Origin of the sequence: Lysinibacillus sp. VIII_CA (assembly GCF_049943995.1) — a bacterium.
GTDB classification, from domain to species: Bacteria; Bacillota; Bacilli; order Bacillales_A; family Planococcaceae; genus Lysinibacillus; species Lysinibacillus pinottii.
Genome location: NZ_JBNFXM010000010.1, coordinates 67,365 through 80,964 on the forward strand (window position 1 = coordinate 67,365; position 13,600 = coordinate 80,964).

A 13,600-nucleotide genomic window follows, 5' to 3' on the forward strand; every position below is an offset into this window, starting at 1 on the left:
CCAATTAATTCGTATTTTCTATTGTTTTTGTTATTCTAACATATGGAGTAAGCTAAAATATAGTAGGGGGGAGGCGAGCATCTTGAAATTTCAGAAGTTATCGATGCAAAGAAAAATTATGTCGCTAACTTTTTTTATTCTTATGCTTTCCTTTAGTATTGGTGGTACTTTTTTGTTGGGATATGTAATGAATGAGCAAAAGAGCAAGCTTAGTGACCAAGCGTTACTAGTCGCTAAAACAGTCTCGCAGCTTCCCGAAATCAAAACCTATATTGCCCATGAAAACATGGAAATGGCCATACAACATATTAACCCTGTAGTTGAAGAAATCCGAGATATAAATGGTGCTCAATATATTGTTGTTTTGGATACGAAAAGACGGAAATATTCTCACCCTAACAGGGAGGAACTTGGAAGCATTTCGCAATCGGCTGATTTAAATGCCGCTTTTTCTGAACATTATTATACATCAATCGCGCATGGGGAGCATGGTAACATGGTTCGCGCGTTTGTACCAATCATGAACAATCAAGGACAACAAATTGGTGTTACGGTCGTTGGATATAGTGTTTTGACGGTGGCGGAATTACTGCAATCGATGCAGACCGAGCTTATCATTACGTTACTATTATCACTAATCTTTAGCGTATGGGGTGCGCGAACATTAGGGCTTCATATGAAAAAGCAAATGTTTGGATTAGAGCCCCATGAAATTGCCAAAATGTATGTTGAACGAACGGAAACCTTTAATGCGATGCATGAAGGTATTATTGCCATCGATAATGATTTGACCATTACCATTTTTAACGAGAAAGCCTGTGTAATACTCGGGGTTCACGAAAAGCCATCCAAATTAATTGGTCAGAAAATATTTCACGTCCTACCGGATACAAGGCTACCTGAAATTTTAGAGCTTGATCAGCCACTATTTAACCGTGAGCTATATATAAATGATCATAGTATTATGAGTAATCGTATCCCCATACAGGTAAATGGAGAAACTGTGGGAGCAGTGGCTATGTTTAAAGATCGTACAGAAGTGAAAAGGCTTGCTGAAGAACTGACAGGAGTACGAGCATTTGTCCAAGCGCTTCGTGTTCAAACTCATGAGCATAAAAATAAATTGCATACGATAGCTGGGCTTTTACAACTTGGACATCATGATCAGGCATTATCCTACTTGACACAGGTAAAGGAAGAACATGATGAAATTACTAACTTTTTAAATGAACGCATTAAAAATGAAAATATTTCAGGGCTATTGCTTAGTAAAATTTCCTATGCCAAAGAACAAGGGATTCGATTGGAAATTGACCGTGAAAGTCGCTTAACATCCTTTCCACCTAATTTAGATCATCATGATTTCGTCATTCTATTTGGGAATTTAATAGAAAATGCCTTTGATGCATTAAGGGATACTCAGGTGGAGGAGAAGGTCATTCATGTTTCTGTCGATGAGGATGAGGATGTATTAGCCATTCTTGTGACGGATAATGGTGTTGGCATGACAGATGAGATCAAGAGTCATATTTTTGACAATGGCTATTCAACAAAAGAGAAAAATTACCGAGGCATAGGGCTATTTTTAATAAAAGAGATTGTTGAAAAAGGACAAGGTGATATCGAAGTCATCAGTGAACCAAATAAAGGGACTAGTTTTTTAATAACGTTTTACTATGCGTAAGCATTAATTTGGAATGGAGGGCTGATAGTGGTAAAAATTAAGGTATTATTAATTGAGGATGATCCAATGGTGCGTGAGGTAAATCGACAATTTATTGAAAAGGTAGATCAATTTCAAGTGATTGGACAAGCATCAAATGGCTTAGATGGGGTTACGCAAATTCGTCAACATCAGCCTGACTTAGTATTTATGGATATATTTATGCCGGAGCAAGATGGCATCACTAGTTTACGTAAAATACGCGAGCTGGACTTACCAGTAGATGTCATCACTGTTACGGCTGCGAATGATATGGACACGGTGAAACAAGTACTACACCTAGGTGTCTTTGATTATATTATGAAACCCTTTTCCTTTGAACGTGTCAAAGGGACCCTAGAAAATTATTTACACTTTAAAAAACAAACGCAAACGGAACGCGAGCTAACACAAGGCGAATTGGATCAATTATTCCATTATCGCGATGGGCAAAAACCTTTGGAACAGACTATCTTGTTACAAACAGAAAAAAACCTTCCGAAAGGCTTTAATCGTACAACCCTTGATAAGGTGGTGCACTTTTTGCAATCGGTAGATGGCGCATCAGCAGAAGATGTAGCGAGTGGGGTCGGGATTGCCCGAGTTACAGCTAGAAGATATTTAGATTATTTAGAGAAACAGGAAAAAATTACGATGGATGTCCATTATGGTGGAATTGGTCGTCCGATAAACTATTATTTTAGTAAATAAAGAAAAAAATCCTGATTGTGATAATAACAATCAGGATTTTTTTATCGTCATTTATGGGGCATAATCTTATCGACTGGTTTAGGTGTTTTAATCTTCGGTAGAATTTTATCTAATGTCACCGTACGTTTGATAACATGTGTGGATGGATCATTTTCATCAAATTGATCCAAGAATGAAATGACCTCTTTGACAATAGGTGTTGGTGTTGAAGCTCCTGCTGTAACAGCAACTTTATTAATTCCTTTTAACCAATCTATTTTAAGCTCTGAAACGTCCGCAATACGATAGGAAGGTGTTCCAGCGATTTCAACAGAAACTTGCGTTAAACGATTGGAGTTATTCGATTTAGGGTCGCCTACAACAATCAATAGATCCGCTTCTCCTGCCTGCTGAGCGACAGCTTCTTGACGGACTTGAGTAGCTAAACAAATCTCTTTGTGTACCTCAATATGTGGGAACTTTTCTTTTAAACTATCCATTAAATGGGCAACATCCCATTGGCTCATTGTCGTTTGATTTGTGACAAGCAACTTATCATTCGTTAAATTTAACGAATCAATATCATTGGAAGATTGAACTAAATGGACATGATCAGGTGCAACGCCAATGGCACCCTCAGGTTCCGGATGTCCTTTTTTCCCAATATAAATAATATCATAGCCTTCTGCAGATTTTTCACGAATTAAATCGTGGGTAACTGTTACATCAGGACATGTAGCATCAATGGACACTAGGCCTTTACGCTTCGCAATGTCACGAATTTCAGGTGAAACACCATGTGCTGTGAAAATCACAGTACCAGATTCAACTTGTTCGATAATTTCTAAGCGATTATCGCCGTCTAAAGTGATGATACCATCTTCTTCGAACGCGTCTGTGACATGTTTATTATGGACAATCATTCCTAAAATGTAGATAGGTCTTGGTAATGTTTTATCGAGTGCGGCGTTTCGTGCGATGACCATCGCATCAACAACACCGTAGCAATAGCCACGTGGATTAATTTTTAATACTTGCATGGTTGTGACTCCTTTCAAGCTTTACCTATCTACATTATAACGGACAGGGGCGGCGAATACAAAGAAACGTTCATTTACATGGGTGGCTGGAAAATACGTGGTTTAGATGGAATTGGTTCAGGAGGCGAAAATGATGCTGATGTATTTTGCCTCGCTGATCGTTTATTTCCAGCAGCAGCCTTGCTTTCACTGCCTCCACGATCAGCGCCAGCCGCTCCGCCTCCCGTCGAAGGTAGTCCTTGGAATCCTTTATATAGTTTTAATAAGGACGGTATATTTTTAACCATTGGCATCGCTTGTTGGATATATGGTGTATAAGTTTTAGCGGAATTAAATAGACTGTTTGCTTGTTGTAAGAATGAACCGATTTTAGATGGTTCTTGCACAGGTGGCATCGGCATTTGTCCTCCAAAGGAACCTATTCCATTTGCCATTGGAAAGCCGCCTGGAATTCGTGGTTGAGCAGGGAAGCCTCCAGGCGGGAAAAAGGACTGCGGTGACATCTGTGGTGGTGTTGGCATGGGCATTCTCATGCCACCGGGATACATAGGGTATGGATAAGGTGGTCGAAATACCATAATGATCTCCTTTCTACTTGTTTTTCATTGATGACATACCTGATTATAGCTATGATATGCAGAGGCTAATGGGAGGGTGCGATAATTTATAAGACGAATTCATCCATGAAAGAGCAGAAGGGCGAATAAGCCTTCTGCTACAATTCTCCTATCTTATTCATCTTCATGATAGCGAAGCATTCGATAGCCGACTCGCACATGTGTCTGTATTAGTTTAGGCTGTGCTGGGTCATCTTCTATCTTTTTTCGAAGTGTCGCCATAAACACTCGTAAACTTGGAATATCTGATTGCAGAGCGTTGTGCCAGATTTCCTTTAAAATAAAATTATGGGTTAAAACTTTCCCAACATGCTTGGATAAAACAACTAAAAGTTTATATTCAATAGGTGTGACATGTATTTCCTTTCCATTCACTAATACCGTTTGATCTACGTAATTAATTTGAAGATAGCCATTGGTAAAAGTTGCATTTTCCTGTTCAGGTGGATATTCATACGCTGCTCTTCTTAAGGCAACACGAATTCTTGCTAATAATTCTTCCACACTGAATGGCTTTGTGACATAATCATCTGCACCTGCATCCAGAGCGTTAATTTTGTCATATTCTTCTCCGCGCGCACTGACGACAATAATGGGCGTTTGCGTCCAACTTCTAATTTTTGTAATAAGCTCTACACCATCTATGTCCGGTAGTCCTAAATCTAAAATATAAACATCTGGTTTCATGGTAATAGCCTTTTGAAGTGCGCTGTTCCCATCTTGGGCAATGTCGAATTCATAATGCTGGGTAGCTAATGTCATTTTAATTAAATTGGCAATGGCCACATCATCTTCTACTACAAGAATTCGTTTATTCATCAAATTTCTTACTCCTTTTTCAGTGAAAAGTTAAAAATGGTTCCTTGAGGTTTATTATCAGAAACAGTTATCTGACTACCATGTAATTTTAAAATGGTTTGACACAGTGCTAAGCCTAAACCGAGCCCTCGTCTACTATCACTGCGTTGTACCTTGCCAGTTGTAAACGGCTCAAACAAGCTACTTTTTAAGGAATCATCAATTCCTGGTCCATTATCTGAAATACTGAAGTTTACTAAACCATCACATTCCTTCACCAAAATAGTTATATCACTGCCTGGAGGGGTGTAAGTCAATGCATTATCGATGATATTGATGAAAACCTGTATCATCAATCTAGCATCCATTAGGCTTAGCAAAAATTCTGGTTCTATTTGATAAGATATTTTATGTGAACTGTTTTGGTGAACAACATGGGAAAGAGCCTCCTGAATGATATCTTCTACTAATTCCAACTGCATTTCTAAAGCAAATTGTCCATCCTCTAGCCTAGAAACAGCTAATAAGTTTTCTACCATTTGTACAAGCCATTTCGAATTATTAAAAATATCCTCATACAATTTGTTTTTTTCAATGTCGGGTATTAATGGTGCGTTGTTCAGTAAGATATCCGCATTTCCAGAAATAGCAGTGAGTGGTGTTCGAAGGTCATGGGATATTGCCCGTAAAAGGTTAGCACGCATCTGTTCCATTTCAGCTTCTCGCGCTACTTCTTCATGGAGCTTCTGTAAATACCATTTATCCATCGCGAATGAAAAATCATTAATGATAGCGTGTAAAATATTGCGTTCAAATGCAGGTAATGGTAGTAGTTTAGACAGTGCAATACCAATCACCCCCCTAACATTTCCATTAGAAATAACGGGTATATAGTAAGCATGTACTTCAGGAAATATATCCGTAGATACACCCGCTACATGCTTATTATTCGTCACCCAGTTCACAACGCCATGCTCGTTTGGGTTATTGAAAAGCGTAGCTATTTTTTGATTTTCAATCGTAGATATTTTGTCGTTACGAAAAAAAGTAGATTTCCCAATTACCCGATTGTCTATTTCAAAAAATTGCACAGGTTTTTCTACTAATTTGACAATTTGAGACATACCTTCCGTAATAATTTCCTCAATTGACTTCGCATGTTGGAGTCTACGATTTGTTTCAAGGAGTACTTCCATTCGATAAGATTTCCGTATAGCTATAATCGTTTGCTCCTTGATCTTCTTCGTTAAGCTACTTGTAATTACTCCAGAAAGAAACATGATAAAAAAAGTCATAGGATAGTCACGATGATACGCATCAAATGAAAACCGTGGTTCAGTAAAAAAATAATTAAAAAGTAAGACAGCAACGATGGAACTAATGATGCTCATGAGCCAACCTGATGACCAAATAGCAAGAATGAGAACACCTAGAATATAAATGGTTATAATATTTGGCTCACTAATACCAATTGAATATAAATATAAGCCAACTATGGATATTACGCTAAATACAATAAACATTTTAAAAAGATCCAGCCATTCAAATGCCAGTTTATTTTTTATACGAGGAAAGTAAAATTGTTCATTTTCTTGATCAGGTACTATGTGTATAGATAAGTTGGGCACATATTCATTCAGACGGTCACTAATTTTCGCGTTAGGCTGCCACCATTTTTTTCTCATACTTGATCGACCGATGACAAGTTTAGTAACACCACTAATTTGAGCATAGTTGGCAAGGGCTGCAGCTATGTCATCCTCTTGAACAATGACAACATGACCGCCAAGCTGTTCTACTAGCTTGATATACTGTTGTAGGCGTTCAGAATCAGCATGATTTCTTTCATGCGCCTGCATGTTTTGAACATAAAGAGCGGTAAATTTGCCATGTAATGCTTGAGCAAGTCTTGCAGTAGTCCGAATCACTTTTGCATTTGTAGGAGAACTACTTATACCTACAAGTAAGTGTTCTTCGATTTGTACATAGTTTCTGACAGATTCATTACTGTTTAATTGTTGATAGTTGATGGTATCGGCTGTTCGCCGTAATGCGATTTCCCGTAGCGATACTAAATTTTGCTTACGGAAAAATGAATCTAAAGCTTTCTCTGCCTGTTGTTTGACATATACCTTCCCATCTTGCAGACGTTGAATTAATTCGTCTGGTTCAATGTCGACAACCTTTATTTGCGCGGCTTGATCGATTAAATAATCAGGAATACGCTCCCGCACTTTAATCTCAGTGATTTCTTCCACTAAATCATGAAGACTTTCAATATGTTGAATATTTACAGTTGTAAAAACATGAATTCCTTTAGCAAGTAGTTCTTCAACATCTCCAAAACGCTTCTTGTGTCGCATTGTTGGAACATTAGAATGGGCCAATTCATCAATCAGGACAATTTCTGGTTTGCGCTGCAATACCGCATCTATATCTAATTCCTGAAAAATTTTCCCCTTATAGGTTATTTTCTTTGTAGGGATTTGCTCAAGTCCTTCTAGTAATGCTAACGTTTCTGGACGAGGGTGCGGTTCCACATAGCCAACCACTACATCTTTACCGAGTTTTTTCGCCTGATGTGCCGCATCCAACATAGCGTAAGTTTTACCTACCCCAGCAGCATAGCCGAGAAAGATTTTTAATTTCCCTATAGAATGTTCCTCCTGTTGAAGCCTCGCAAGAAACATCTCTGGAGTTGGACGTGTATTTTCCATCCTCTTTCACCTCATTTGTATTATAGCCTTAACTTTCATAAAGAAAGTGTAAAGATTTTACTTCTTTATCCTTTCTTAATAGAAAAGAAGATTTCCTAACACTACATTAATTTGAAAGTCAGTATGATGAGAGCATCCTTAAGGAGAAGGGGTGTTACGATTGATGGATTTTTTTATGATGGGCTTATTGATTATAAGCTTCGCTTGCGTTTTAGCGTTAACAGTATGGTGCTACAAACTAGTAGAAGAGTCATGAGGAGGATAGCAAATGTGGATTTTTATGGGAGTTGTACTCGTATTTCTGTTTGGTTATTTAGGGCATGCATTACTTTATCCAGAAGATTATTAAAGGCAGGGGGGACACAATATGTGGCAAATAGCCATCGTATTCATAATTTATTTACCGCTCGTTATCTTAACGGGTCATTATTTATATCGGGTAACGTTGCAACAAAAAACATGGCTCGATCCTCTATTAGATAAAGTCGATGCAGCAATTTATAAAGTTTGCGGCATTAAACGCGTTAATATGACGGGCAAAGAATATGTACTTTCATTAATTATTTCAAATGCCATGATGGTGTTTGTAGGGTATATCATTCTACGCATTCAAGCATTACTAGTTTTAAATCCAAATAACATTAACAACATGGAAGCTACCCTTTCATTTAACACGATTATTTCCTTTATAACGAATACAAATCTTCAACATTATAGTGGTGAATCTGGACTCAGTTATTTATCACAGATGCTAGTCATTACTTTTATGATGTTTACATCAGCAGCTACTGGTTATGCAGCTTGTATGGCTTTCTGTCGTAGATTGGTTGCTAAAACAGATACGATAGGTAATTTTTTTGTCGATTTTGTTCGTGTTATTACTCGCATTTTAATGCCTTTTTCCATTGTTGTGGCTCTTATTTTAGTATCACAAGGATCACCACAAACCATTGAGGGCAATCAAACAGTACAAACAATAGAGGGCAAGTTACAAGATATTGCACTTGGACCTATTGCTTCTCTTGAATCTATTAAGCATATAGGGACAAATGGTGGCGGTTTTAATGGAGCAAATTCAACCACACCTTTTGAAAATCCAACTGTTCTATCAAATATAGTAGAGATATTATCTATGATGTTATTACCAGGGGCATGTGTCGTTGCTTTTAGTCTGATGGTCGCCTACAGAAAAAAGAAAACTATTTTTGGAAAACAGGGGCTAGCTATTTTTACTGCGATGAGTATATTGTTCCTCGTGGGATTAGTGACTGTGTACATAGCAGAGAAGGCAGGTAATCCATTCATTAGTGAACTCGGCATTACGCAGGAGCTTGGGAGTATGGAAGGCAAAGAAATGCGCTTTGGAGTAGCGCAATCAGCATTATTTACGACCGTTACGACCGCATTTACTACAGGGTCAATTAACAACATGCATGATACATTAACGCCACTTGGTGGTCTAGTGCCTATGTTTAATATGATGCTCAATGTTGTGTTCGGTGGTAAAGGAGTTGGCCTGATGAACATGATGATGTATGTTTTACTTACCATTTTCATTGCCTGTTTAATGATTGGTCGATCTCCACAGTTTTTAGGTAAAAAAATTGAAGAAAAAGAAATGAAGTTAATTGCTCTTTGTATTCTAATTCATCCTGCTATTATCTTGCTATTTTCAGCACTTGCGGTTGCGACACCATCTGGAATAGTTGGAATAACGAATCCAGGGGCACATGGATTATCACAAGTACTATATGAATTCGCCTCCGCCTCAGCCAACAACGGCTCTGGCTTCGAAGGGTTAGCGGATAATTCAACATTTTGGAATGTAACTACAGGGCTGGCTATGTTCTTTGGTCGTTATTTAACCATCATTATTCAATTAGCTATAGCCTCTTTACTTGCTAATAAAGTAAGGCATAGTGATTCAGTAGGAACATTAAAAACGGATACGACTACCTTTACTTTTTTACTAGTTGCTATTGTTTTGATGATTGGTGCGCTGACCTTTTTACCAGCTTTAGCACTTGGTCCAATTACCGAGCATTTACAACTTTATTCTTAATGAGGAGAGACACATATGGAAACAGTAAGAAAAAGTTTTATGACTGGCATCATACTAAAAAGAGCATTAATAGAAGCTTTTAAAAAATTTAGCCCCCTATATATGCTGAAAAATCCTGTTATGTTTGTCGTAGAGGTAGGGTTTTTGTTTGTGTTACTGTTAGTTCTTTTTCCAAATTTGTTTGGTGATGAGGGGGGAGAACATGCACGATTATATAATGGGATTGTAGCTATTATCCTTTTTGTTACGATTCTATTTGCAAATTTAGCAGAGTCGATTGCAGAAGGGAGAGGGAAAGCACAGGTTCAAACATTAAAAAAAACAAAGACAGTGACACAGGCACGTGTTTTGCTTCATGATGGTTCTGAAATTTTTAAATTGGCCCATGAATTAAAAAAAGGAGATATTGTATTAGTTCAAGCTGGAGAGATCATTCCTAATGATGGTGAAGTCATTGATGGAATTGCTACTGTAGATGAATCCGCAATTACTGGTGAATCAGCTCCTGTAGTGAAAGAACGGGGAGGAGATTTCTCGTCAGTGACGGGGGGGACGACGGTAACAAGTGATTGGCTGATGATTGAAATCACTTCCATGCCTGGTGAATCATTTTTAGATAAAATGATAACGCTTATTGAAGGAGCCAGTCGAAAGAAAACGCCAAATGAAATAGCACTCAATACACTTCTAGTAAGTTTAACAATTATCTTCCTTTTGGTTGTGGTGTCACTATATCCTATGACAACTTATTTAAATGTACCGATTTCTATCGCTACGCTAATTGCCCTGACCGTTTGTTTAATACCGACAACGATTGGTGGATTATTATCGGCGATTGGTATTGCAGGAATGGACCGCGTAACACAATTTAATGTTATAGCGATGTCTGGCAGAGCGGTAGAGGCATGTGGAGATGTGGATACGTTAATCTTAGATAAAACAGGAACGATCACTTATGGAAATCGTATGGCGGCTGAGTTTCTACCCGTTAAAGGAGTGGAAAGTCAGGATTTAATTCAAGCTGCATGGCTTAGTTCACTAACAGACGATACACCAGAGGGGAAATCTATTTTATCACTGGCCTGCGAATTAGGGGTCAATTCAGACGGTGAAGAAATGATTATTAAGTCAAGTAAGCATGTTCCATTTACAGCACAGACACGCATGAGTGGTTTAGATAAAGTCGATGGCACAAAAGTTCGAAAAGGAGCCTCTGATACGATCAAAAAAGAAAGTATGAAAGCTGGGCATAGCATTCCTAGCAATTTAGATCAATTGGTTCAACAAGTCTCTTCTGTTGGGGGGACACCACTGTTAGTAGCGTTAAATGATAAAATTCTAGGCGTAATTTACTTAAAGGATGTCGTCAAGGCTGGACTGAAGGAGCGATTTGACCAGCTTCGTGCAATGGGGATTAAAACGGTTATGTGTACGGGAGATAATCCACTTACTGCTGCAGCTATTGCAAAGGAAGCAGGAGTAGATAGCTTTATTGCAGAAAGTAAGCCTGAGGATAAAATTCAAGTGATTAAAGATGAGCAGGCACAGGGTAAGGTTGTAGCTATGACTGGTGATGGGACGAATGATGCGCCTGCACTGGCACAGGCGAATGTAGGGCTTGCTATGAATTCAGGAACAAATGCAGCAAAGGAAGCTGCGAATATGGTAGATTTAGATTCAAATCCAACTAAAATTATTGAAGTTGTAGAAATTGGCAAGCAATTGCTAATGACTCGCGGTGCCTTAACCACATTTAGTATTGCAAATGATATCGCAAAATATTTTGCCATTATTCCAGCTATGCTAATGGTCGCTGTGCCTGAGATGAAGGCACTAAATATTATGAATCTCAATTCACCTACAAGTGCCATTATTTCTGCCTTGATTTTTAATGCAATCATTATTCCATTGCTTATTCCAATTGCCATGAGAGGGGTAAAGTATAAGCCAATGAGTGCTGCAAAATTATTAAATAAAAATTTACTTGTGTATGGTATGGGTGGAATAATAGCCCCCTTTATTGGCATTAAGATCATTGATCTACTAGTAGGACCACTATTTCGTATAGTTGGATTATAGGGAGGAAGCTGTATGCGAAAAATTATTGAGAACTCCAAGCAGGCATTATTTGTGACAATAACCATGTTCATTATATGTGGTTTAATATATCCGTTTGCCGTGACAGCCTTAGCTCAAGGGGTGTTTCCTCACAAAGCAAATGGCAGTTTAATAGAAATGGACGATCAAGCGGTTGGTTCTGTATTAATTGGTCAAAGCTTTACCGCTCCAGAATATTTCTGGGGGCGTGTCTCATCCGTTAACTATAATGTTTATACGACAGAGGATACGCTACCTGATGACAATGACCAGGTGAACTATAGTGGTGTAAGCTCAGGTACATTTAACTATGCACCAACCAATCCAGAATTGAAGAAACGAATAGAGGGGGATATCGAGAGGTTTTTACTTGCAAATCCAACCGTACAACGGCAAGATATACCATCGGATCTAATGACTGCCTCAGGTTCAGGGTTGGACCCCCATATTAGTGTGAAGGCAGCACAAATACAGGTGGATCGAATTGCCCAAGCAAGTGGGCTTTCTAAGGAAGACATTAATAAAATTATAGAGGCAAATATAGAAAAACGTACATTTGGAGTATTGGGAGAACATAAGGTGAACTTCCTTATGGCGAATATAGATATTATGAAAAAAATGGAGAGTACTAAGGATTAAAAAAATGAAAGACAGGTAGAGAAAGCTTCTCCACCTGTCTTTCTATATATTAAGCTTGTGAATTAACAAGGATTTTAATATGGTTTCGCTCTTTCATTAATGCCTCAAAGCCCTCTGTTACGACCTCTTCAAGAGCTATACGTTTTGTTACAAGTTTATCAGCAGGGAAGTAACCTTGCTTCATTAATTCCATCACTGCTGGGAAAATATCGCGATAAGCAATAATACCTTTAACAGAACGCTCAGTTAGTACGATATTGTTTGGCAGAATAGATGCGTCAGTTTCCCAAATAGAAACAATAATGGTTTCACCTTCAAAAGTTGTGGAATCTATAGCTTGCTGTAATACTACTGGAACACCTGTTACTTCAAATGCTACATCAACGCCACCATTTGTTAATTCATGTAGACGAGCTACCGCGTCCTCCTCTTTAGGATTAATCACTGCTGTAGCACCTAGTTCTAATGCTTTAGCGGCACGCTCTGCTGAAAGCTCTACGGCATATATCTCTGACGCGCCTGCAGCACGTAACGCTTCAATGACAAGAAGCCCGATTGGACCTGTTCCAAAGACAGCTGCTTTATCGCCTGCTTTTAATTTACTTTGGCGTACTGCGTGTAGGGCTACCGCTGCAGGTTCGACCAATGCGCCTTGCTCGTAGGAAAGTCCTTCGGGCATTTTGTGAACCAATTTTTCGTCTACCATTGTAAATTCAGAGAATCCACCACCACCGCCTGAAAGACCGTGGAAGCCTAAATGCTTACAAATATTATATTTACCTTTTTTACAGGCAGCACATTCGCCACAGGAAAGAATCGGTTCAACTACGACAGGATCTCCAACTTTTACGGATGTTACACCATCACCAATTTCAACTACTTCGCCTGAGAATTCATGTCCCATTACAATTGGCGCGATATCTTTACTTACATAGTGAGGTTGCTCCACAGGAATAAAGATTGGACCAGCTGCGTATTCATGTAAATCACTACCACAAATTCCTGTCCAATGTACTTTAATTTTTACTTTTCCAGGTGCAATGACTGGTTCATCAATATTTTCTACACGGATGTCTTTTGCTTTATACCATCTTGCTGCTTTCATCATCTATCAACCTCCTATAATATCTTACAGCTCTATCATAACATGTGGGAATAATGCTAATCATTAGCTCCCTATAAATTGACATAAAATTTACATATACCCAGCTTTTTCGAGTATTGATACAGCGCTTTTT

General features: G+C 38.4%; 10 protein-coding genes. 5 read left to right on the forward strand and 5 right to left on the reverse strand.

The window, feature by feature from the left end:
* The first annotated feature begins 103 nt into the window (after window positions 1-103).
* Together ACP3VS_RS14650 and ACP3VS_RS14655 are read left to right on the forward strand one after the other, a co-directional pair.
* Window positions 104-1,684 carry a sensor histidine kinase gene (locus tag ACP3VS_RS14650; protein WP_031417016.1) on the forward strand — a complete coding sequence of 527 codons (1,581 nt, stop codon included), beginning with the start codon at window positions 104-106 and terminating at the stop codon, window positions 1,682-1,684.
* 27 nt (window positions 1,685-1,711) lie between these two features.
* Entirely contained in the window at window positions 1,712-2,413 is a 702-nt protein-coding gene (locus ACP3VS_RS14655) for a response regulator (protein WP_012295226.1), read from the forward strand.
* A 47-nt stretch (window positions 2,414-2,460) separates the two neighbouring features.
* Here ACP3VS_RS14655 and ACP3VS_RS14660 read toward each other — a convergent pair whose 3' ends face one another.
* The 4 genes from ACP3VS_RS14660 to ACP3VS_RS14675 all read right to left on the reverse strand — a co-directional run bounded on the left by ACP3VS_RS14660 (window position 2,461) and on the right by ACP3VS_RS14675 (window position 7,564).
* Window positions 2,461-3,432, reverse strand: a complete 972-nt coding sequence (locus ACP3VS_RS14660) for a 4-hydroxy-3-methylbut-2-enyl diphosphate reductase (protein ID WP_012295225.1) — start codon at window positions 3,430-3,432, stop codon at window positions 2,461-2,463.
* A 74-nt stretch (window positions 3,433-3,506) separates the two neighbouring features.
* Complete coding sequence (vrrA, locus tag ACP3VS_RS14665) at window positions 3,507-4,010, reverse strand: VrrA/YqfQ family protein (protein ID WP_036162144.1); 504 nt, start codon at window positions 4,008-4,010, stop codon at window positions 3,507-3,509.
* Window positions 4,011-4,163: 153 nt separating this feature from the next.
* On the reverse strand, window positions 4,164-4,868 hold the full coding sequence (locus ACP3VS_RS14670) for a response regulator (RefSeq protein WP_012295223.1): 705 nt from the start codon (window positions 4,866-4,868) through the stop codon (window positions 4,164-4,166).
* 8 nt (window positions 4,869-4,876) lie between these two features.
* Complete coding sequence (locus ACP3VS_RS14675; RefSeq protein WP_197149946.1) at window positions 4,877-7,564, reverse strand: sensor histidine kinase; 2,688 nt, start codon at window positions 7,562-7,564, stop codon at window positions 4,877-4,879.
* A gap of 367 nt (window positions 7,565-7,931) precedes the next feature.
* Between ACP3VS_RS14675 and kdpA the strand changes: the two genes are divergently transcribed.
* The 3 genes from kdpA to kdpC are packed head-to-tail and all read left to right on the forward strand — an operon-like array spanning window position 7,932 to window position 12,362.
* Window positions 7,932-9,626, forward strand: coding sequence for a potassium-transporting ATPase subunit KdpA (gene kdpA, locus ACP3VS_RS14680; RefSeq protein WP_036162141.1), 1,695 nt, complete (start codon window positions 7,932-7,934; stop codon window positions 9,624-9,626).
* A gap of 15 nt (window positions 9,627-9,641) precedes the next feature.
* The gene (gene kdpB / locus ACP3VS_RS14685; protein ID WP_036164208.1) at window positions 9,642-11,705 is read left to right on the forward strand and encodes a potassium-transporting ATPase subunit KdpB; all 2,064 of its coding nucleotides are present in this window, start codon (window positions 9,642-9,644) and stop codon (window positions 11,703-11,705) included.
* 12 nt (window positions 11,706-11,717) lie between these two features.
* A complete protein-coding gene (gene kdpC / locus ACP3VS_RS14690) occupies window positions 11,718-12,362 on the forward strand; it encodes a potassium-transporting ATPase subunit KdpC (protein WP_031417011.1) in 645 nt (214 codons plus the stop codon).
* A 49-nt stretch (window positions 12,363-12,411) separates the two neighbouring features.
* Here the strand turns inward: kdpC and ACP3VS_RS14695 are convergent, their stop codons facing one another.
* Window positions 12,412-13,467, reverse strand: a complete 1,056-nt coding sequence (locus ACP3VS_RS14695; protein WP_031417010.1) for a 2,3-butanediol dehydrogenase — start codon at window positions 13,465-13,467, stop codon at window positions 12,412-12,414.
* Window positions 13,468-13,600 lie beyond the last annotated feature (133 nt).